18 protein-coding genes and 1 tRNA gene are annotated in these 21,286 nt (G+C 69.1%); 11 read left to right on the plus strand and 8 right to left on the minus strand.

Annotation, left to right across the window (positions count from 1 at the left end; genetic code table 11):
* Window positions 1–32 precede the first annotated feature (32 nt).
* Genes A5771_RS10895 through A5771_RS10905 form a run of 3 tightly spaced genes read left to right on the plus strand, consistent with a single transcriptional unit; the run spans window position 33 to window position 3,032 of the window.
* Window positions 33–905, plus strand: a complete 873-nt coding sequence (locus A5771_RS10895) for a carbohydrate ABC transporter permease (protein ID WP_064855223.1) — start codon at window positions 33–35, stop codon at window positions 903–905.
* Window positions 892–1,704, plus strand: a complete 813-nt coding sequence (locus A5771_RS10900) for a carbohydrate ABC transporter permease (protein WP_064855224.1) — start codon at window positions 892–894, stop codon at window positions 1,702–1,704. The genes A5771_RS10895 and A5771_RS10900 overlap by 14 nt, the downstream gene beginning before the upstream one ends.
* Complete coding sequence (locus A5771_RS10905) at window positions 1,701–3,032, plus strand: extracellular solute-binding protein (protein ID WP_064855225.1); 1,332 nt, start codon at window positions 1,701–1,703, stop codon at window positions 3,030–3,032. Before A5771_RS10900 ends, A5771_RS10905 begins: the two co-directional genes overlap by 4 nt.
* A gap of 64 nt (window positions 3,033–3,096) precedes the next feature.
* Here A5771_RS10905 and A5771_RS10910 read toward each other — a convergent pair whose 3' ends face one another.
* Together A5771_RS10910 and A5771_RS10915 are read right to left on the minus strand one after the other, a co-directional pair.
* Entirely contained in the window at window positions 3,097–3,897 is an 801-nt protein-coding gene (locus A5771_RS10910; protein WP_064855226.1) for an energy-coupling factor transporter transmembrane component T family protein, read from the minus strand.
* Window positions 3,894–5,879 carry an ABC transporter ATP-binding protein gene (locus tag A5771_RS10915; protein ID WP_064855227.1) on the minus strand — a complete coding sequence of 662 codons (1,986 nt, stop codon included), beginning with the start codon at window positions 5,877–5,879 and terminating at the stop codon, window positions 3,894–3,896. Before A5771_RS10915 ends, A5771_RS10910 begins: the two co-directional genes overlap by 4 nt.
* Window positions 5,880–6,017: 138 nt before the next feature.
* Between A5771_RS10915 and A5771_RS10920 the strand changes: the two genes are divergently transcribed.
* From A5771_RS10920 to A5771_RS10930, 3 genes are all read left to right on the plus strand, one after another.
* Complete coding sequence (locus tag A5771_RS10920; RefSeq protein ID WP_064855228.1) at window positions 6,018–6,473, plus strand: MarR family winged helix-turn-helix transcriptional regulator; 456 nt, start codon at window positions 6,018–6,020, stop codon at window positions 6,471–6,473.
* 187 nt (window positions 6,474–6,660) lie between these two features.
* Window positions 6,661–8,469 (plus strand): putative bifunctional diguanylate cyclase/phosphodiesterase, encoded by a 1,809-nt coding sequence (locus tag A5771_RS10925; protein WP_064855258.1) that lies wholly within the window; start codon window positions 6,661–6,663, stop codon window positions 8,467–8,469.
* Between the two features lie 417 nt (window positions 8,470–8,886).
* Window positions 8,887–9,252: a PAS domain-containing protein gene (locus tag A5771_RS10930; RefSeq protein WP_109401098.1), complete on the plus strand. Its 366-nt coding sequence runs from the start codon at window positions 8,887–8,889 to the stop codon at window positions 9,250–9,252.
* A 4-nt stretch (window positions 9,253–9,256) separates the two neighbouring features.
* On the opposite strand, the gene A5771_RS10935 is transcribed toward A5771_RS10930, so the two are convergent.
* From A5771_RS10935 to A5771_RS10945, 3 genes are all read right to left on the minus strand, one after another.
* The gene (locus tag A5771_RS10935; RefSeq protein WP_064855230.1) at window positions 9,257–9,931 is read right to left on the minus strand and encodes a TetR/AcrR family transcriptional regulator; all 675 of its coding nucleotides are present in this window, start codon (window positions 9,929–9,931) and stop codon (window positions 9,257–9,259) included.
* Window positions 9,931–10,617: a TetR/AcrR family transcriptional regulator gene (locus tag A5771_RS10940; RefSeq protein WP_064855231.1), complete on the minus strand. Its 687-nt coding sequence runs from the start codon at window positions 10,615–10,617 to the stop codon at window positions 9,931–9,933. Before A5771_RS10940 ends, A5771_RS10935 begins: the two co-directional genes overlap by 1 nt.
* 183 nt (window positions 10,618–10,800) lie before the next feature.
* The gene (locus A5771_RS10945; RefSeq protein WP_064855232.1) at window positions 10,801–11,937 is read right to left on the minus strand and encodes an esterase-like activity of phytase family protein; all 1,137 of its coding nucleotides are present in this window, start codon (window positions 11,935–11,937) and stop codon (window positions 10,801–10,803) included.
* A 53-nt stretch (window positions 11,938–11,990) separates the two neighbouring features.
* Between A5771_RS10945 and A5771_RS10950 the strand changes: the two genes are divergently transcribed.
* Both A5771_RS10950 and A5771_RS10955 read left to right on the plus strand, forming a co-directional pair.
* The gene (locus A5771_RS10950; protein WP_064855233.1) at window positions 11,991–13,910 is read left to right on the plus strand and encodes an acyl-CoA dehydrogenase; all 1,920 of its coding nucleotides are present in this window, start codon (window positions 11,991–11,993) and stop codon (window positions 13,908–13,910) included.
* Window positions 13,911–13,981: 71 nt separating this feature from the next.
* The gene (locus tag A5771_RS10955) at window positions 13,982–14,380 is read left to right on the plus strand and encodes a hypothetical protein (RefSeq protein ID WP_064855234.1); all 399 of its coding nucleotides are present in this window, start codon (window positions 13,982–13,984) and stop codon (window positions 14,378–14,380) included.
* A gap of 13 nt (window positions 14,381–14,393) precedes the next feature.
* On the opposite strand, the gene A5771_RS10960 is transcribed toward A5771_RS10955, so the two are convergent.
* Window positions 14,394–14,469: transfer RNA gene (locus tag A5771_RS10960), tRNA-Asn, on the minus strand.
* A 128-nt stretch (window positions 14,470–14,597) separates the two neighbouring features.
* On the opposite strand from A5771_RS10960, the gene A5771_RS10965 reads away from it, so the two are divergent.
* Window positions 14,598–14,849, plus strand: coding sequence for a hypothetical protein (locus tag A5771_RS10965; RefSeq protein ID WP_064855235.1), 252 nt, complete (start codon window positions 14,598–14,600; stop codon window positions 14,847–14,849).
* A 59-nt stretch (window positions 14,850–14,908) separates the two neighbouring features.
* Here the strand turns inward: A5771_RS10965 and dnaG are convergent, their stop codons facing one another.
* A complete protein-coding gene (dnaG, locus tag A5771_RS10970) occupies window positions 14,909–16,819 on the minus strand; it encodes a DNA primase (RefSeq protein ID WP_064855236.1) in 1,911 nt (636 codons plus the stop codon).
* 139 nt (window positions 16,820–16,958) lie between these two features.
* On the opposite strand from dnaG, the gene A5771_RS10975 reads away from it, so the two are divergent.
* Entirely contained in the window at window positions 16,959–17,693 is a 735-nt protein-coding gene (locus A5771_RS10975; RefSeq protein WP_234783023.1) for a sensor domain-containing protein, read from the plus strand.
* A gap of 1 nt (window position 17,694) precedes the next feature.
* Here A5771_RS10975 and A5771_RS10980 read toward each other — a convergent pair whose 3' ends face one another.
* The gene (locus A5771_RS10980; protein ID WP_064855238.1) at window positions 17,695–18,945 is read right to left on the minus strand and encodes a deoxyguanosinetriphosphate triphosphohydrolase; all 1,251 of its coding nucleotides are present in this window, start codon (window positions 18,943–18,945) and stop codon (window positions 17,695–17,697) included.
* A gap of 91 nt (window positions 18,946–19,036) precedes the next feature.
* On the opposite strand from A5771_RS10980, the gene A5771_RS10985 reads away from it, so the two are divergent.
* Window positions 19,037–21,040: a TPM domain-containing protein gene (locus A5771_RS10985; protein ID WP_064855239.1), complete on the plus strand. Its 2,004-nt coding sequence runs from the start codon at window positions 19,037–19,039 to the stop codon at window positions 21,038–21,040.
* Window positions 21,041–21,286 lie beyond the last annotated feature (246 nt).

Consider the following 21,286-nt stretch of genomic DNA (forward strand, 5'->3'; position numbering starts at 1 on the left):
GGTCCACGGTAACGAGCGGTTTTAATACCTGCATGGCAGACTCGCCGCGCCGCTCCACCGCCCTGGGCTACGCGCTGCTGGCCCCCAGCCTGTTCGGCGTGGTGGCGTTCCTGCTGCTGCCGATTTTGGTGGTGGTGTGGCTGAGCCTGCACCGCTGGGATCTGTTGGGGCCGATCAGCTATGTGGGCGCCGAGAACTGGCGAACGGTGCTGACCGATCCGGTGTTCGGAAATTCGCTTGTGGTGACGGTGCTTTTCGTCGCGATCGTCGTTCCCGCGCAGACCCTGCTGGGCCTGGGGGTGGCGGTGTTGTTGGCCCGCGAGCTACCCGGCAGCGGAATTTTCCGTACCGTCTACGTGCTGCCGTGGATCTGCGCACCTTTGGCGATCGCGGTGCTATGGCGCTGGATTCTGAGCCCCACCGACGGCGCGGTGAGCACCGTGCTGGGGCATCGCATCGAATGGCTGACCGATCCCGGATTGGCGCTGCCGGTGACCTCGGCGGTGGTGGTGTGGACCAACGTCGGCTACGTCGCGCTGTTCTTTTTGGCCGGGATCCTGGCCATTCCCGCCCAGGTGCTGGCGGCGGCCCGCATCGACGGGGCCAACGGCTGGCAGCGGTTCTGGAGGGTCACGTTGCCGATGCTGCGGCCCACCATGTTTTTCGTGCTGGTCACCGGCGTGGTCAGCGCGGCCCAGGTGTTTGACACCGTCTACGCGCTGACCGGGGGCGGACCGTCCGGCCGCACCGATCTGATCGCACACCGCATCTACGACGAGGCATTCGGGGCGGCAGCGATCGGGCGCGCGGCGGTGATGGCACTGGTGCTGTTCGCCGTGCTGGTCGGTGTCACGGTGGTGCAGCAACTGTCGTTCGGGCGGCGGGTCAGCTATGACCTCACGTAACGCCGGCGTCTACGCGCTGCTGACGCTCGGCGCGTTGATCACCTTGGCGCCGTTTGCACTGACGCTGTTGACGTCGTTCACCCCGGCACGTCAGTTCGCCACCGGCACCCCGCTGTCCTGGCCCGACCCGCCGACTCTGGACAACTTTCGTGACCTCGGCGGTGCCGGATTCGGCCGGGCGGCCGCGGTCACCACGCTGATGACCGCGGTGATCGTGCTGGGCCAACTGAGTTTCTCGGTGCTGGCCGCCTACGCATTCGCGCGGCTGGACTTCCCGGGCCGCGACAAGCTGTTCTGGGTGTATGTGGCCACCCTGATGGTGCCGGCCACCGTGACGGTGGTGCCGCTGTATCTGATGATGGCGCAACTGGGTCTACGCAACACCTTCTGGGCGTTGGTGTTGCCGTTCGTATTCGGGTCCCCGTACGCGATCTTTCTGCTGCGCCAGTACTTTCGCGCTGTTCCCGACGATTTGGTCAACGCTGCGCGTCTCGACGGCGCGAACACTCTCGACGTCATCGTGCACGTGATGATGCCGGCCAGCCGGCCGATTCTGGTCACGCTGGGGTTGATCACCGTGGTCTCGCAGTGGAACAACTTCATGTGGCCGTTGGTGATCACCAGCGGCGACAAGTGGCGGGTGCTCACGGTCGCGACGGCCGCCCTGCAGTCCCGCTACAACGCGCAGTGGACGCTGGTGATGGCGGCGACGACGGTGGCGATGGTCCCGCTGATCGTGTTGTTCGTGGTGTTCCAGCGCCGGATCGTGGCCTCGATCGTCGTCACGGGGATCAAATGAACCGCCCGCGGTTCTCCACCCTCTTCGCGGCCGCGGTCATCGCCGTGGCCGCACTGTTCGGCGCGTCGGAGGTTCTGCTCGATCACGCCGCGACTCGCTCGGCCGGCGCCAAGACGGTGGTGACGGTGCGACTGTGGGACGAACAGGTCGCGACCGCCTACCGACAGTCGTTCGCCGCGTTCAACCGCGCCCACTCCGACATCGAGGTGCGCGCCAACGTCGTGTCCTACGCCAGCTACTTCGACACGCTGCGCACCGACGTGGCCGGCGGCGGCGCAGACGACATCTTCTGGCTCTCCGACGCCTACCTGGCCGGGTACGCCGACAGCGGCCGGCTGATGCACATCGATGCCGCCGGCTCGGATTGGGAGCCGTCGGTGGTCCGCCAGTTCACCCGCCACGGAACGCTGTGGGGAGTACCCCAGCTCACCGACGCCGGTATCGCGGTGTACTACAACGCGGATCTGCTGGCCGCCGCCGGAGTCGATCCCGCCCGGTTGGCGCACCTGCGCTGGGATCCGCACGGCGGCAACGACACGCTGCGACCGCTTCTGGCCGAACTCACCCGCGATGCCGCCGGGCGCAGTGCGGGCACTGCGGGGTTCGACGAGCGCCGGATCCGGCAGTGGGGCTACAACGCCGCCAACGATCCGCAGGGCATCTACCTGAACTACCTCGGCTCGGCCGGCGGGGTGTTCCAGCGCGACGACGAGTTCGCTTTCGATAACCCCGCGGCGGTGGCCGCATTCGACTACTTGGTGCGACTGATCAACGACGACCACGTGGCACCGCCGGCCTCGGACACCAACACCAACGGCGACTTCTCCCGCAACCAGTTCCTGGCCGGGAAGATGGCGCTGTTCCAGTCCGGCACCTACAACCTGGCGGCCGTGGCCGAGCAGGCCGCGTTCCGGTGGGGGGTGGCGATGCTGCCGGTCGGCCCGGCCGGTCGGGTCAGTGTCACCAACGGTATCGCCGCCGCCGGAAACGCCGCTTCAGCGCACCCCGAGGCGGTGCGAAAAGTGTTGGCCTGGCTCGGCAGTCGCGAAGGCAACCAATACCTGGGCCGCCATGGGGCCGCGATCCCCGCCGTGCCGAGCGCGCAGCAGGTCTACTTCGACTACTGGGCGCACCGCGGCGTCGACGTCACCCCGTTCTTCGCGGTGCTGGCCGGGCCACGTATTACGGCTCCCGGTGGATTCGCGGGGTTTCCGGCCGGCAACCAGGCGATCAAACCCTATTTCGACGAGATGTTCCTGGGCCGCACCGACGTCGCCACCACCTTGCGCAAAGCGCAAGACGCCGCCAACGCGGCAGCGCGCCGGTAGCAACCACCCCAACCACGCCGAGGTTGAGAAGCGGGACGGAAGGCACGAGCAGGGCCGCGCACACCTATCCCCTGCTCGACAGCACCGTCAGCTCGAGCGCCAACCCCGCCCCGCAAATCACGACGACCAATACCAACGCCCACGCATCACCGAGCCGCGGCCGCGCCGGCGACGCCGAAATCTGGCCCACGCCACCGCGGGCGGTGATCGCATCCCCCATCTCGTCGGCACGGCGCAGCGTGACCGTGATGGCCGCGGTGATCAGGTCGATCGCCTCCCGCGCCCAGCGGCGGCGGCGCTCCCGGCGGGTACTCGGCCGGATCTTGGGCCGCAACCCGCGGGCGGCGTAGAGCACCCGGAATTCATCGATCAGCATCGGAAACGCGCGCAACGCCAGGGCCAGGGCAACGGCCCACTCGTCCACCGGGATTCGCAGCAGCCGCAGAGGCCGGCCGAGAGTGGTTACTGCAGGCGCGATTTCGGCGACATTGGTGGTCCATGACACCATCGCGCCCAGCCCCAGCAGCACGATCGACAGGGCGGTGATCCGCAGGAAGTACAGCAGGCCGCCCAACCCGGCCGGTTCGCCGCCGGCCATGGCCGCGGTGGCACCGCCGACCACCAGCAGCACCCACAGCCAGCGTGGCACCGACGGCAGCGCGCCCCGCGGAATGTGGGCGACCCGGGCCGCGGTGAACACCAGCAGCGCCACCGCGCCGATCGGCCCCCAGCCGGGGTAGAAGGTCAGCAGCACCGAGATGCCGAAGACAACAAGCAGTTTGGTCCCGGCCCACAAGCGGTGCACGGCGGAGTCGCCGGGCACCGGGCGCAGCAGCACCACCGGGCGCGCGTTGCGGCGCGTCATGCCGCACCCGCCTGCGCCGGCACCAGCACGCCGTCCTGCAGGTGCAGGGTCCTGGGGCACAACTTCTCCAGGCCGGCGAAGTCATGGGAGATGACCACCACGGTCAGGCCGGTCTCGCGCCGCAGATCCTCCAACAGCCGCAGCAGCCCGTCCCGGCTGGACGCGTCCAGACCGGCGAGCGGTTCGTCGAGGATCAGGGCCCGCGGCGAGCGGGCCAGCAAGCCCGCCAGCACCAGCCGGCGCATCTGACCACCGCTGAGTTGGTCGATGCGCCGGCCCGCCAGCGCCGCATCCAGGCCGACCGCCGCCAGCGCGCCGTCGATCCGGGCGCGGTCGTGCGGGGAGAAGCCGGCCGCCGAAGCCACCTCCAGCCCGACGTGGCTGCGCATCAGCTGCAGCCGAGCCGCCTGGAACGACAAGGCGACCGCCCCCACCTGTTCGTCGGCGGGCCGCCCGCCCAGCAGGCAACTGCCCGCGGTCGGCGTCGTCAGGCCGGCCATGATCCAGGCCAGCGTCGACTTGCCGGAGCCGTTGCCACCGTGGATCAGCAACCCGTCGCCCTCGTCGACGGTGAAGCTGATGTCGCGCAGTGCGGTCTTGGCCCACGGGGTGCCGCTGCCATATTCATGTCCGACGCCGGCCAGTTCCAGCACCGGCGGGCCGGATCGGCCGGCGGACGGCGGAGTGGGCACGTCGGCCGTCTCCACCATGGCGGTGTTGTCCGCCGAGCCGGACAGATCGATGGTCCGGTCGGCGCTGCCGACCTCATCGTTGTAGTGGGTGATGTGCACCAGTGCGGTGCTGTGTCGCTCAGAAAGCCCCGAGAGCACTCCGAGCAGTACCTCGCGCCCCTGCGGGTCGACCATGCTGGTGACCTCGTCGGCGATCAGCAGGGCGGGTTCGCGGGCCAGGGCCGCGGCTACAGCCAGGCGCTGCAACTCACCGCCGGACAGACCGCCGGTGTCCCGCTCGGCGAAACCGGACAGGCCGACCTCCTCCAGCAGTCGCTCGATGCCGGTGGTGGTGCCCGACGGCAGGCCCCACACCACGTCGTCGGCGACGCGGGTGCCCAGCACCTGGCTCTCCGGGTGCTGCATGACGACGGCGGTGCCGCCGGGGGCGCCCAGGCCCACCGCGCCGGGGCGCTCGACGCTGCCCGCGGTGGGAGCACGCCCGGCCAGCAGCAGCATCAGGGTGGTCTTGCCCGACCCGTTGGCGCCGGTGACCGCGACGTGCTCGCCCGGGCGTACCTCCAGGCTGACCGGTCCCAGGGCGTCGTGGTCGGTCTGGGGGTAGCGGAACCGCACCTGGTCCAGCCGCACCGGCACCGGCGCGACCGGGCCACTCTCGGCGGGCAGGTCCAGTTTGTGCACGTCGGGCACCCCGCGCAGCCGGTCGAGCACCCGCGACAATGCCCACCAGCCCAGCAGCGAGACGATCATGATGCTGACGGTCGTCTGCGCCAGCAGCAGCCAGTGCCAGTAGCGCAGCAGCACCCCGAGGAATCCGGTGAGGTCGGCGGCAGCTTGCTGGAATTCCGGCAGCGGCACCTTGGCCATGGCGGCCGCGACGCCGTTCACGTTGGCGGTGATCGCATCGAAGATCAGGTGCCGCAGCCGCGACAGGACGGTCAACGCCGCCACCACGCCGGCGCCGAAGATGGCCCCGGCCACTGCCGAGGCCGCGATCACGGTCGGCAGACCGCGGCGGTGGCGTTTGATGGTTCCGGTCAGCCCGCCGATGTAGGCGCAGTTGACCACCGTCATGAACCCGCCCATGCCGGCGATCAGAAACGCGATGGTCGCGGCAGCCACCGTGGCCGCGATCAGCACCCGGATCCGGTAGCGGTAGGCCAGCAAGCCCATCGGCACCGTGCCGAGCAGCGCCAATCCGGCGGCGAAGGGCACCACGACCGCGATGATCGCCGTCGCCGCGCACAGCGCCGCCATCACCGCGGCGTGGGCGATCTCGACGGGTTGCATAGACCGGCCCCGGAAGCGGATGGGGCCCTGGCCGGTCTTCGTCACCCGTCGATTCTGCCAGCCGGGCCGGACAGGTCCGGAAAGGCGACGACGACCGAGTTCCTCAACTTTCTTCCACTGCTGTGCAATACTCGCGCGATGGCCGCCGCCGCCCCCGCCCACGCCAGCCTGGGCGCCGACCTGCTCAGCGTCGTCGCCCGACTCAACCGGCTGGCCACCCAACGGGTCGCCCTGCCGATACCCGGAGCGCAGGCCCGCCTGCTGTCGACCATCGAGGATCTCGACGAGGCCCGTATCTCCGAGTTGGCCATGGTCGACCACTGCTCGCAGCCGACCATGACCACCCAGGTGCGCCGGCTCGAGGACGCCGGCCTGACCACCCGCACGCCCGACCCGCAGGACGCCCGCGCGGTACTGATCCGGATCACCGACAAAGGGGTGCAGACCCTGGACCAGGTTCGACGGGACAGGGCCGCGGCGATCGACCCGGAGCTGGACCGCCTGCCGGCCGATGACCGCCGCACGCTTGCCGACGCGGTTGAGGTGCTGCACCGCTTCCTGGCCGAGACCGCTGCGGCACGGCCGGACCGCTAGCAGGCGGACCAGCGGGAATTCGGCTCGGAAGTTTCCAGCCTGAGCGGTTTGTCGAATATGCTCAGTGCGGCATCGGCCCGAAGCGATTCCAGGCCTCCGGCGGCTCCCGCACTGGGCTGGCGGTCTTCGGGGGAAGGACATCGTGGCGGATAGATTGGCGTTGGTCACCTCGATCGCCGCCCAGCTGATGGCCACCACACCATCCACGGCGCCGGCGGTCAGCGAGCGGGTGTTGCAGACGCTGGTCGAGCAGCTCAACGTCGACGCCGGGTTCCTGCGCCACAACGACCACGAGATCAGGGCGTCCAAGCTGGTCGCCGAATGGCCACCGCGCACCGCCCGGCCGGACCCCGATCCCCTGGCCGTCGTCTCGTTCACCACCGCCGACCCGGTCTTCACCACCTGCGCGCACGGCAAGCGGGTCGCCGTGATCCGACCGGAGCCGGCCGAGTCCGGCTATGTACGCCAGATGGCGATGGAGCACGCCATCGAGTCACTGTCGGTGGCCACCGCGCCGCTGATCTCCGGGCCGGTGACCACCGGCATGCTCTACCTGGTCAAGTTCCGCCGGCCCAAGTGGCGCCCGGAGGAGCTCAACACCATCGAGGCGATCGCGTCGCTGTTCGCGCAGTTGCAGGCCCGAGTCGTCGCCGAGGAGCGGCTGCGCTACCTGGCCGACCACGACGACCTGACCGGTCTGCACAACCGCCGCGCGCTGGTCGCGCACCTCTCCGATCGGCTCGTCGAGGGCAACCCGGGCCCGGTCGGCGTCTTCTACATCGACCTCGACCGGCTCAAGCCGATCAACGACTACCTCGGGCACTCCGCCGGCGACTGGTTCATCCAGGACTTCGCCCGCCGGCTCCGGGTCTATGCCGGCAACCGGACCATGACGGCCCGCATCGGTGGCGACGAGTTCGTCGTCATCCCGGACTGGCCGATGTCGATGGCCAGTGCGGAGACCTTCGCCGATCGGCTGCAGGGCGCCTTGCGCGACAAGGTGGAGATCCAGGGCCACACCGTCACCAGCACGGTCAGCGTGGGTGTGACGGTGGGGCTGCCCGGCGAGGACACCGCCGCGGGATTGCTGCACCGCGCCGACGAGGCGGTGCTGGCGGCCAAACGCGGCGGCGGCAACCAGACCGTCAGCTCCACCGACGACATGTCGCTGAAGAGTTTGTTCCGCAAGGACATCGAACTGCACCTGCAGGGCAAGATCGACGATGAGTCACTGCTGCTGTACTACCAGCCCGAGGTCGACCTGTGGAGTGGCGCGATCGTGGCGGTGGAAGCGCTGGTGCGCTGGCGGCATCCGACCCGTGGGCTGCTGCTGCCCGGCTCGTTCATCAGCATCGCCGAATCCGCGAACCTGGCTGACGATCTGGGCCGGTGGGTCATGCGCAGTGCGTGCGCGGAATTCAGCTCATGGCAGGCCAACGGCGTCCGGACCAACGCCACCCTGCGGGTCAACGTGTCCCCGGTGCAGTTGGCCGCGCGGGGCTTCGTGCAGAACGTGGTGGAGACCGTCGACGAGTTCGGCCTACGGCCGGGGTCGCTGTGCCTGGAGATCACCGAGCGCGCGGTGGTACAGAACATCGAGAGCACCCGGCGCACCCTGGCAGAGCTGCGCGAAGCCGGGGTGCAGATCGCCATCGACGACTTCGGAACCGGCTATGCCGTGCTGTCGCATCTGAAGGATCTGCCGGTCGACACGCTCAAGATCGACACCGTGTTCGTGCGTGAACTGGGCGTCAACCCCGGCGATCTCGCGATCGTCCGGGCGATCATCGCGCTTGCCGAGGCATTCGGCCTACAGGTGGTCGCCGAGGGCGTGGAAACCTCCGCGGCCGCACTCACCTTGATGCGGCACGGGTGTCACCGGGCGCAGGGATTCCTGTTCTCCCGCCCGGTGCCGGGCCCCGCCGCCGAAGCGATGCTGGCGTCGCGCTGGATGGCGATGCCCTTCCTAGCCGACAGCCAGGCCCTGGTGATCTGACAAGAACAACGCCCGGTAGAACGTGGCACACAACCGCACCCCCGGCTGCCTGCCGGCGAGCGCAGCAGTCGGTGCGGTGCACCAACGCGGCTCGGCGTGCGGCGGCAATCGGCGGTGCGGACCCCTCGAGGTGCCCCGGGCGAAGCTGTGGGAGGAACGCACCGATGCCGGCTCCAGCGCACGCTGCCGCGCGCCCGTGCCGTGCAAACCAGTTCCTCGCATAACTGGAGATAGTACATACCTTTTGGATGATGTCCAACTCAAATGAGACTGCAAGTTGGCAATTATCGGACGCCGACGCCGTCGTCCGCACCGGCCGACTCTCCGGCAGCGGGAAGGACGCCCGCCTGGCGGGCCCCGCCCGTCATAATCAGAGGCATGGAGCGACGGCGGAACCCGCAAACCCCTCAGGCCCCGATGGAGACTTTGCGACAGTTGCCGGCCCTGGTCGTACTCGAACGGATCCCGGTGCCGGTGCTCGCGATTGTCGACGACGGCACCATCTTGTTCGCCAACACCGGTTTCGCCGACATGCTGGGCTACACCCAGGAGGAGGTGCTGGCCCTGGAGTTCAGGCAGATCTTCGGTGAAGTCCCGCCCGCTGAGGAATCAGCCTTGGCTGTGATGCACTCGTTGGCCAACCTCGTTGTCTCCCTTGAACATCGAGATGGTTCGACGGTGCGGGCGTTGATGAGCAAGTCAGCCCTCGAACGTGCCGACGACCGGGTTGCGCTCGCGACGTTCCAAGACCTGACCGAGCAGCTGTGGCTCGATGAGCGGTAGCGCCTCAGCGGTCGACGGCTGAGTCGCCGCCACCGTCCAGGCCGGGACTGTCCTGGTACCGCAGCGCCTCGCGGGCCAAAAATTGCTCGAAGTACGACAGCGAGTCCGCGGCCACGATCGCCGGAAGCAGCATCTCCCACATCCCGGTCAGCCGCGCGACACTGTCGCCGGGGCGCGACAGCAGCCAGGTGCCGAGCATGGCCCCGGTGATCGACTTGGCGGCCCGTGCGGGGTCGATGCCCTCGCGCAGATCGCCCTCGGCGATTGCGCGGGCGGTCTGCGCGGCCACCGCGGCCGCCCATTCTCCGGCGACCTCATCACCGAGGTCGTTGGATTCGGACAGTGCGAAGATCAGATGGCCCGCTGCGCGCGCCTCCTTGTCGGTGGCCAACATCGCGGTGACGGCGAACATGCCGTGGATCATGCCCTCCAGCGCCGGCGCCGACGGCTGGCACATGCTCCGGAAGGTGTTGAGCATGGTGGCGAATCCGCCCTCGATGATGGCGACCACCAGCGCTTCCATCGAGTCGAAGTGATGGTAGAGAGCACCTTTGGTCACTCCGGCCCGGTCGATGATCGCGGTGCGTCCGGCCGCGACGTAGCCGACCTCGCTGAACACATCGATCGCGGCATCGAGCAGTTTCCGCCGAGTCGCCTCGGATCGAACCTGACGCGCCATCAGCCCACCCGGTCGCCGGCCAGGGGGGAATTGGCCGACGTGGTTCTGATCGCCAGCGCCGTGCGCCGCCGGAGGAACTGGAGGAAGTAGTCGAGCCGGTCGGCGGGCACCATACCGGGAAGCACGACGGTCATGGCCTGCTCGATCTGGCGCAGGAACTGCTCGGGCTCGTCGAGGTTACCGGCTTGGCGCAGGCCGAGGTACAGCGTCAACAACACTCGGGCGACGTCTTGCGGATCGCTGTCGACGACGTCGCCTTCGGCGATCGCCCGTTCGGCCACCACGCTCAGTGCTTGGACCGCGTTGTTGAGCACCGTGGTCTGCAGGCCCTCGGCGCGGCCGACCACCGGCAACAGATGCAGCACCGCGCGCGCGGTGTCCCGGCAGATATCTTCGATCGCCATCAGGTAGCCGACGTCGATCAGGGTCTCCAGGCCGGAGAGCTTCCGGTCGACCAGCGCCTGTATGGCCGCCCCGGCCCGGGCCAGTTGTTCGTCGATGACGGCCAGGGCCAGCGCATGCTTGGAGCGGAAATGAAAATACATCGCGCCCTTGGTCAATTCCGCGTCCGCGAGGATGTCGTCGAGGCCGACGTCGTGATAGGGCCGCTGGGCGAACTGGTGCGCAGCGGCGCGGATGATCTGCTGGCGCGTAGCATCGGCGCGCCGGTCTGTGGGTTCAGCCAACGCGCGATCTCAGCCTCGTCACTGGCCGGCACTCGTACCGCATTGTGCTAACGCTATCAAAGCATTGTTGAAAGTGACTGTTTTCGATACTCCGATTCATCATTTGCACCGTGCGGCATTCGAAAAATATCAAATACGCTGCGGCCGGGTGTATTCGGTCTGCGCAGGCCCTGTGGTGTGAAGTCATCGCGCGGCCATCGCAAACACCACGAACTGTGTCACCTGCCGCGGCGAGAAGTTGTCGTCGCTGACCAGCACCACCGCTTGCCGGCCGTCGGGCAGTCGGGGCCCCAGCGTGATCCCCTCGATGTTGTCCAGCGGGTCCAGGCCCGGCGTCGCGGACAGGTCGGCCAGCAAAGTCTTGGTCATCGGGGTCACGGGGTGTCCGGCCAGTGCCGGCACCCGCAGCACGTCGGTGGCGCCGGCGATCTCGGCGCGATACAGCCGCACCGTCGGGCGGGTGCTGAACGCCCGCTCGATCACCAGGAAGGCGGTGTCCGACAGCGCCACCAGGTCGGTGAGGCCGTTGGTTTCGGCGGGCGCGGTCGCCGGCTCCAGCGGGTAGGCGTACTGGGCCACCGGAACTCGTGGCTTTCCGTCTGCATCCAGGCGATAGGCGGTGATGCGGGTCAGCGCGCCGCCAGCCTGATCCGGCAGGGCGCCGTCGGCGTAGCCGGGTCCCTCCATCGCGGCGAACAGTAGGCGGCCATCGGCGGTGACGGTGAGGCCCTCGAGTGTCGTGTTGCGGCGCGGCCCGGTGCGCTGCGCGGACATGGCCAGCTGCGGCGGTATGGCGAACCGCCCGAGGTAGCCGCCGTCGAGCCCGGCGATTCTGACCCAGGGGTCGGCCAGCGGCGTCGGGCCGGGCGGGGCCCCGGTGAGCCGCTCACCCTCCGACGACCAGTAGAGCCGCTGCCGGCCGCTGTCGAACGCGATACCTTCCGGGTCGGGCGGCACCACCGGCGGCGAATGGTCGAGGTCCAGCGGGCCGAAAGCCCGCCCGCTCTCGTCCAGCAGTGGGTGGACGGCGGTGACCGTCGCCTCGTCGACGCCTCGCTCCGACACCGACAGCCGCACCGTGTAGAACCGGGCCGGCCCGCTGGCCGACCGGTCATCGCTGATCACGTAATAGCAGTCCCGGCCGGGGTCATAACTGATTCCGGACAGGCCGCCGACCGTGGTGCCCGCGAAGGTGCTGTTCGGCGGCAGTTGCAGCTGCCCCAGGTACTCCAGTGCCGGAACCGCCGGAGCCTGGCACGGTGCGCAGCCGGCGACCAGTAGCAACGCCAGCAACGGCAGCCGGGCCAGCTTCGAGCGCACACCCGTAATGTAAACCCGGTTTGCCGGTCGTCCCGCGCGGATACGGTGCAGGAGTGACCACTTCCGAAGCTCTGCGCGACACCTTGGACGGCCGCTGGCGTGCGGCGAAGAACCGGGTTCGGGCCACCCTCTCCGATGAGAAGTTCCGTCCGCACTACACCCCCAACACGGTGATCGCCCGTGCCAAGGTCGCCGAACAGCTCAAGATCATGGCCAGCACCGGCGTGGCCGCCGACAGCTTCCGCAAGGAGCACGGCGGAACCGGTGACGTGGGAGCGGCGGTCAGCATGATCGAGATGCTGGCGATGTCGGATCTGTCCCTGATGGTCAAAGCCGGAGTGCAGTGGGGACTGTTCGGCGGCGCCGTGGAAAACCTGGGCACCGAGCGCCACCACCAGGCCTACGTCCAGAAGATCATCGACCTCGAGCTGCTCGGCTGCTTCGCGATGACCGAGACCGGCCACGGCAGTGACGTGCAGGCGCTGGAGACCACCGCCACCTACGAGCCGGAGACGGGCGAGTTCGTCATCGACTCCGCGACCGGTCCCGCACGCAAGGACTACATCGGTGGTGCTGCCGAAACCGCCACTATCGCAGCGGTTTTCGCCCAACTGATCACGGACGGTAAAAGCCATGGCGTGCACTGTTTCCTGGTGCCGATCCGGGACGCCGACGGCAACGACCTGCCCGGCGTCACCACCTCGGACTGCCACTACAAGGGCGGTCTGCCCGGAGTGGACAACGGCCGCATCGTCTTCGATCACGTCCGGGTGCCGCGGGAGAACCTGTTGAACAGGTACGCCGACGTCGAGCCCGACGGCAGCTACCGGTCGTCGATCGAGAGCGACGGCCGGCGGTTCTTCACCATGATCGGCACCCTGATCCGGGGACGGGTCTCGGTGGGCGGCAGCGCGGGGGCGGCCGCTCGCGTCGCCCTGGACATCGCCACCCGATATGCGTTGCAGCGCAGGCAGTTCGCGGCGCCCAGCGAGGACGGGACCGAACACGAGGTGCTGATCATGGACTACCTGGCGCATCAGCGCCGGCTGTTCCCGCTGATCGCCCGGTCCTATGCGCTGCAGTTCGCCCAGAACGAGCTGGTCAGCGCCTGCCATGACCTGCAGACCGCCGACGACCCCGACGCCGAAGAGCAGCGTGAGCTCGAGGCGCGGGCAGCCGGGCTGAAAGCCGCCAACACCTGGCACGCGTCCCGGGCGATCCAGGAGGCGCGGGAAGCCTGCGGGGGCGCCGGCTACATGGCCGAGAACCGGCTCATCGCGTTGCGCGCCGACACCGACGTGTTCACCACCTTCGAGGGCGACAACCACGTGCTGACCCAGCTGGTGGCCAAGCAACTGCTGACCGCCTACGCCGACGACATCGCCGGCATGAGCCCGGTCGACTGGGTGCGGTTCGCCGCCGAGACCGTCGGCGAGCGGGTGCTCAAACGCACTGCGGCAGAGACGATCATCCAGCGGATCATCGACGCCCGCCAGGACAGCGAAGAAGAGGGCAGCCTGTTCAACCGGGGCACCCAGGTGCACATGTTCGAGGACCGCGAGGAATACCTGCTGACGTCGGTGGCACGCCGGTTGCGAGCGAAGTCCGAGGAGATGAGCGACTTCGACGCCTTCAACGCCGTTCAGGACCACGTGCTGCACGCGGCCGCCGCCCACATCGACCGGGTGGTGCTGGAGGCGTTCGTCGCCGGCATCGACTCGTGCCCGGACCCCGAAGCCAAGGAGCTGCTGGAGCTGGTGTGCGACCTGTACGCACTGAGCGTCATCGAGGACGACAAGGCGTGGTACATCGAGCACCGGTATCTGTCCACCGATCGGGCCAAGGCTGTCACCCGCGCCATCAATGACCGGTGCCGGAAGTTGCGGCCGCACGCCCAAACCCTGGTCGACGGATTCGGCATCCCCGAACAGCTGCGCTACGCCGAGATGCTGCACCCGGAACACTTGGACTAGCCGCCGGTGCATCCGGCGGGCCGTCGTCTATAGGCTGTCGGCATCGACGCTCGAACGAAGGAGTATCACTCATGGCGTGGTTCCTCGCGCTGAACGCCACCCCGACCAAGGGTGGCCAGTCGCCGACCTATGAGCTGCAGGAATCCGCTGACATCGAGCGGATCACCGAAGAGATGGCAACCTACGCCGCCGCCGATCGGGCGGTGGCGGTGCCCGCCGTCTTCAACAACGGCCGCCAACAGGTCACCCTGTATGTGCGCCCGGCCGCATGGGGCGCGTGGGCGATCTACGAGCTGAGCGAGGAAGAGCGCCGCGAATTGATGGCCGCCAGCCCGCTGGTCAACGCGATCGCTCAGGCCCGCGCCGCCAAGCAGCAGCAGGGAACTCAGCAGCAGCAACAGCAGCAGATGTTCGCGCCGCCGGCGCAGCCTCAGCAGTCCGGTCCTTCGGTGATTCCCAGGCTGGACTGACGCCGGTCAAACGTGGCTCCCCCGGGTGGACTCGAACCACCAACCCTCCGGTTAACAGCCGAATGCTCTGCCAATTGAGCTACAGGGGACTGCTGTCGCGTGGACGTGCACGACTCTAGCGCATCCCGACAGCACCACCGTCTCACGGGGGTCGCAGCGAATTGCCCCACCGGCAGATGGGGCAGGATGGAAGCACCGCACGATGTAGGGAGCAGCATTGATCGGGTACGTCGTCGTGATGGGCGTCGGCTACGTCATGGGCACCAAGGCCGGCCGCCGACGCTACGAGCAGATCGTCGGCACCTACCACGCGCTCACCAGCAGCCCGATGGCCAAAGCGGTGATCGACAAGGGACGGCGCAGCATCGCCAACCGGATCCATCCCGAGCCGACGATGGTGACGCTGACCGAACTCGAGGACGGCACCACGGTGGTACGGCCGCAAGACCCGGACGAACCCGACCTCTAGCTTGCGATCAGGCGGTGCCAACCACGCCTGACCCGCTGCGCCCGATCTCTAGCTTGCGATCAGGCGGTCACCTCATCGCCGCTGGCCTGCTCCAGCAGGCTGCGCCGATAGGCCTCCATCGCGACCAGGTCGCCGAAGAGCGCGTGGTATTCGTCGCTGTTGTCCACCGGTGACATGCGCTGCAGTTTGGATTTGACCTCGGCGATCTGCCGGCCCACCCATACCTCCTGCAGCCGGGCCAGCACCCCGCCGACATAGCGCGGCACCTTGTCCTCGTCGACGCGGATGGCCTCCACGCTCAACTCGTGGATGAGCCCGACGGTCAGCGGCGAGGTGGTCTGCTCCCGCACCGTTTCGATCCACTGCGCACCGGCGGCCGCGGCGGCGGTGCCGCCGGTCCCCCCGGCCGAGTCGATCGCCGAGCGCACCGCCGCGTAGCCGGGATGGGTGAAACTCTCCACCGTCAGACTGTCGAACACCGGCCCGGCCAGCGCCGGAAACTGCAGTGCTGCCTTGAGAGCCTCGCGCTGCGGCCACAGCGTCGGATCGGTCGGATTGGGCCGCGCCACCGGCGCTTGCGGGGCCGCGGTGGCGGCGGACACCCGGGTGGCGCCGCCCCGCGGATTCTTGGCCTCCTTCTTGGCCGCGGCGCGCACCCGGCCGATCACCTGCCCGACGTCATCCCAACCCACCCAGCCGGCCAGCTGGCGCGCGTATTCGTCGCGCAGCGTGCCGTCCTTGATCTGGGCGACCATCGGCACACAGCGGCGCAACGCCGCGACCCGGCCTTCGGCGTTGTCCAGGTCCATTTCGGCCAGCGCGGTGCGAACTGCGAACTCGAACAACGGAGTTCGTCGTGCCACCAGATCGCGCAGCGCCTCGTCGCCGTGTGCCAGACGCAGGTCGCACGGGTCCATGCCGTCGGCGGCCACCGCGACGAACGACTGTCCGGCCAGCTGCTGCTCGCCGTCTAGAGCTTTGAGCGCGGCCTTTCGTCCGGCCGCGTCGCCGTCGAAGACGTAGATCAACTCACCCCGAAAGAACTTGTCGTCCATCATCAGTCGGCGCAGCATCGCCAGGTGCTCGTCGCCGAAGGCGGTTCCGCACGACGCGACCGCGGTGGTCACCCCGGCCAGGTGCATCGCCATCACGTCGGTGTAGCCCTCGACCACAATCGCCTGGTGCCCGCGGGCGATGTCGCGCTTGGCCAGGTCCAGACCGAACAGCACGTTGGACTTCTTGTAGAGCGTGGTTTCGGGGGTGTTGACGTACTTGGCCTCCATCGGGTCGTCGTCGAACAACCGGCGGGCCCCGAACCCGATCACCTCCCCCGCCGAGGACCGGATCGGCCACAGCAGCCGGCGGTGGAAGCGGTCCATCGGACCGCGCCGCCCCTCCCGGGACAGGCCCGCGGCTTCCAACTCCTTGAACTCGAAGCCCTTGCGCAGCAGGTGTTTCGTCAAGCTGTCCCAGCCGGACGGGGCGAACCCGCAGCCGAACCGCTGCGCGGCGGCGGCGTCGAAGTTGCGTTCGGTCAGGTATTTGCGCGCCGGTGCGGCTTCGGCGGAGCCCAGCGCCGCGGCGTAGAACTCGGCTGCCGCCGCGTTGGCCGCGATCAGCCGGCTGCGGCCGCCGCGCTCGCGCTGGATATTGGTGGCCGATGCCCCGGTGTAGGTGATGGTGTGCCCGACCCGGTCGGCCAGCAACTCGACCGCCTCGACGAAACTGGCGTGCTCGATCTTCTGCACGAAGGCGTAGACGTCGCCGCCTTCCCCGCAACCGAAGCAGTGGAACAGGCCGTGGTTGGGCCGGACGTGAAACGACGGCGACTTCTCGTTGTGAAACGGGCACAGCCCCTTGAGCGAGTCGGCCCCGGCGCGTCTGAGCTGCACATAATCGCCGACGACGTCCTCGATGCGGACACGTTCGCGGATGGCGGCGATGTCGCGATCGGAGATACGGCCGGGCACCGGGCCAGTCTAGAGCGCACAGGGAGTCTCAAGCCGCCATGTTTTAAGCTCGGTTCGTCAACGTCGACGTCAGGGAGTGCGCATGAGTCAGTCCGAGCAGTCACCGGGGGCGAAATCCAGACGACCTCGGCTCCTGCTCGTGCTCGCAGCCGTCGCCCTGACTCTGCTGGGTGTGGTGACCTGGATGGGCCTGCCCGACCGGTCGCGCGGCGCCGCCGGCATCACCGGCGAAACCGTCAAGCAGGTTCTGCTCGACGGCGCCGAGCTGTCGAAGATGCTCGATCAGCCCTTCACCACCGTCACCGGCCCGCCGGCCTACGGCGGCCTGGAAGCGATGGAGGACTCGTCGGCGCCGGACGAATGCGTCGGCGTCGTGGACGTCGCACCCAAGAGCGTCTACGCCTCGGCCGACGTACAGAGCTACGCACGCGAGACCTGGATCGACTCCGAACCCAACCGGGACGGCTATAAGCCGCTCACCACCCAGGTGATGTTCGTCAAGGAGGCCGTGGTCGCGCTGCCCACCGCGGCGGACGCCCAAGCGCTGTTCGCCGAGTTCACCGAGCAGTGGAAACGCTGCGATGGACGTCCGGTCAACGCCGACTCGAATTCGGGCGGGCAACCGCACCTGCAGGGCACTGAAATGCACATCACCGACGTCCGGGTCACCGATGACGTGCTGGCGGCCTCCATCGTGCTCGACAAGAGCCCCAAGGCCCCGGACACCCGCGCCATCGGCGTACGCGGCAACTGCATCGTCGGGGTGCTGATCGCGTTCACCGGCACCGAGAACGCCACCGGCTCCGGCGATCCTCAGACCAGCAGCATCCAGGCCGTGCAGGCGATGATGGACAAGGTCACCAAGCTCGGCTGAGTCACTCGGCGAGGCGCTCCAGCCGGCCCTCGGTGAACGACGCGATCTGGTCGATGACAATTCGCAGCCGCGCGCCGTCATCTGCTGCGGCGGCGAACGCCGGGACGAAGATCGGATCCAGGGTCTCCGGTGCCCCGACGAGCAGCCGCTCGGCCACCGCGTGCACCCGCTCACGTTGAGCGGCCTGAATCTTGCGGTGCTGATCTTCGGACATAATGAACTGGACCGCAAGGGTTTTCAGCACGGCGACCTCGGCCCGCACCAGTTCCGGCACTTCCAGGTCGGCCTCGTAGCGACTCAGCGGCCGACGGCCGGCAACGGCATGGGTGGCGGTGATCGCCGCGGACGCGAACCGGCCGACCAGTTCGCTGGTCAGGCGCTTCAGCGCCACCGATGCCGACAGGGTCGCGTCGTAGGCCGCGACGGCGGCCACCACCGGCAGTTCGGTGAGTCGCTGAGCGGCCGCCGCCAGATCGTGGACCCCGTCGGGATCGCCGAGGCGCGCCAGTTCGGCCACCGTCGAGGCATCGGCGAGCACCCGCAGGTCGATACGGCCCGCGACGACACCGTCTTCGACATCGTGCACCGAGTAGGCGACGTCGTCGGCCCAGTCCATGATCTGCGCTTCCAGGCAGACCCGGCCCTCCGGCGCTCCCCGACGCATCCATTCGGCGGCGGCTCGGTCCTCGTCGTAGAACCCGAACTTGGTCCGGGCCGGGCCGGTTCCCGATAGCCGGGGCCACGGATATTTGGTGACCGCGTCCAGCGCCGCCCTGGTCAGATTCAGTCCTGCGCTTGCCCCGCGCGGCCCCACAACCTTGGGTTCCAGACTGGTCAGGAGGCGGAAATTCTGCGCGTTGCCTTCGAATCCGCCGCACGGCGAAGCGATTTCGTTGAGCGCCTGCTCGCCGTTGTGCCCGTACGGCGGGTGTCCGATGTCGTGGGCCAGCCCGGCCAGGTCGACCAGGTCGGGATCGCAGCCCAGCCCGATCGCCATCCCCCGCCCGATCTGCGCCACCTCCAGCGAGTGGGTCAGCCGGGTGCGCGGGGTGTCGCCGTCGCGGGGGCCGACGACCTGGGTCTTGTCGGCCAGCCGGCGCAGGGCGGCACTGTGCAGCACCCGGGCCCGGTCGCGGGCGAAGTCGGTGCGGTGCTGACCGCCGGTCCCGGGCAGGCCGGCCGTCTTCGACGACTCCCCCACCAGGCGGTCGCGGTCGTGCGCGCCGTAGTTGTCGTACTCGTTGATGGCCACCGCCGCCAGTCTATTTTGACCCGGTGCGCACCGGCGGTACCGGCCGCAGGATTCCGGCGGTCAGCCGCCGAACGCATATACATTGGCGAGCATGCGAATCACTCGCCTGATCAGCGCCGCCCTGGCGATTCTGGCCGCGGTGCTGCTGGTGGCGCCGGGCGCCGCGGCGCAACCCCCGCTGCGGCTGCCCAGCTCGATCACCGACAGCGCCGGGGTGCTCGCGCCCTCCGATCGCGCCGGAGTGCAGGCCGCGCTCGACAAGCTTTACGCCGACCGGCACATCCGGCTGTGGGTGGTCTACGTCGACGTTTTCTCCGGGCAGACCGCCGACGACTGGGGCCGCAGCACGGCCCGGCTCAGCGACCTGGGCAGCAATGACGCCATGCTGGCGGTCGCCACCGCCGACCGCAGCTACGCGTTCTTGGTGTCCAGCGGCATCTCGGAAATCAGTAGCGGCAAGGTTGATGCACTGCGGCGCAACCAGATCGAGCCGGCCCTGCACCGGGGCGATTGGGCGGGGGCGGCCACCCTCGCCGCCAGCGGGCTGGACGCCGCGGCAGCGCCGGCGGAGGTGAGTTGGCTGCCGATCCTGATCGCGCTGGGCGCGGTAGCCGCCGCCGGCGTGGCGGTGCTGCTGGTAGCACGTCACCTGCGGCGCCGCCGGCACAACGCGGCGCTCGCCGCGGCCCGGCGGGTCGATGCGACCGATCCGAATGCGCTGGCCGATGTGCCGGTGTTCGCCCTGGATGCGCTGTCGCGAGAGAAGGTGGTCCAGGTCGACAACGCGGTCCGCACCAGCAGCAACGAGTTGCAGCTGGCGGTCGAGGAGTTCGGCGAGGACCGCACCCGGCCGTTCGCGCAGGCGGTCGCGAGTGCCAAGTCCGCCATGGAGCACGCCTTCACGGTGCGACAGCAACTCGACGACGACATTCCCGAGACACCGGCCCAGCAGCGCGACCTGCTGACCGGGGTCATCGTCACCGCCTCGAAGGCCGACCGGGAATTGGAGACCCAGCGCGCGTCGTTCGAGCAGTTGCGCGACCTGGTCCTCAACGCACCGGCGCGCCTCGACGATCTGACCCGGCAGCTCGTCGAGCTGACCGGGCGCATCCCGGCCTCCGAGCAGCATCTGGTGGAGTTGCACCGCGAATTCGACGCCACGGCACTCAGTTCGGTGGCCGGCAACGTCAAGACCGCGCAGGACCGGGTGGCCTTCGCCGAACGCAACATGACCCGGGCGCGCGGGCTGGCCGAGCACCCGGTGACCGGCGGGCAGAGCGAACTGGTCGACGTGGTACGGGCCGCCGAGTCGGGGCTGGGTCAGGGCCGGGCCCTGCTCGACGCGGTGGACAACGCCGCGCGCGACATCCGCCACGCGGTGGCCACGCTGCCGGCAGCCATCGCCGACGCCGAGACCGGTATCGAGCAGGCCAACACGCAACTGCGGCGCGGGGCGGGCGCACACCGCGCCCAGCTGACCGCAGCCCGCGACACCGCGGTCAAGGCCGTCGCCGCCGCTCGGGCCACCGGTGACCCGCTGGGGGCGTTCACCGCGTTGACCAAGGCCGACTCAGACCTGGACGCCCTGCTGGACACCGTGGCCGAGGAACGCGCGGCCGCCGAGCGAATGGCCCGAACCCTGGAACAGGCGCTGTTCACCGCGTCGTCGCGGATCCGCGCGGTCTCGGATTACATCGACACCCGCCGCGGCAGCGTCGGCCCGGAGGCGCGTACCCGGCTCGCCGAGGCCCGACGACGGCTCGACGCCGCGCAGGACATGCGCGGCACCGACGTCGCCGGCGCCATCAGCCAGGCCAACGGCGCGGCCACGCTGGCCGCCGCGGCGCAGTCGTTGGCCAAGGCGGACGTGCAAGCTGCGCAACGGGAGTATTACGGCCGCTACGGCGGACCCGGCGGTGGCAACGACACCGGCGCCATGCTCGGCGGCATCATCATCGGCAACATCCTCAGCGGCGGCCGGATGGGCGGCGGCTTCGGTGGTGGCTTCGGCGGTGGCGGGGGCGGCTGGAGTCCGACCTCGTTCGGCGGTTCCTCCGGTGGCGGCGGCTTCTTCGGCGGCGGTGGCCGCTTCTAGCCCCGCACTGTTCAGCGCCGGACGAACACCACAACGTAAAGTGCCCGCACGCCGAAGCGTGCGGGCACTTTTACTCCGAGGCGGGTCAGGGAGTGGTGCTGGTCGGTCCGGCCGCCCCCGGCTGGCCGTCCGGCCCGGCCTCACCGGCCGTACCGTCGTGCTCCACGCTGCCGTTGCCGGTCGCAGACGCGGTGCCGCCAGCGCCGGGCGCACCGCCCGGGCCGCCGGCCCCGCCGCTGCCTCTGA

It is taken from the genome of Mycolicibacter sinensis, from assembly GCF_001667375.1.
GTDB classification, from domain to species: domain Bacteria; phylum Actinomycetota; class Actinomycetes; order Mycobacteriales; family Mycobacteriaceae; genus Mycobacterium; species Mycobacterium sinense_A.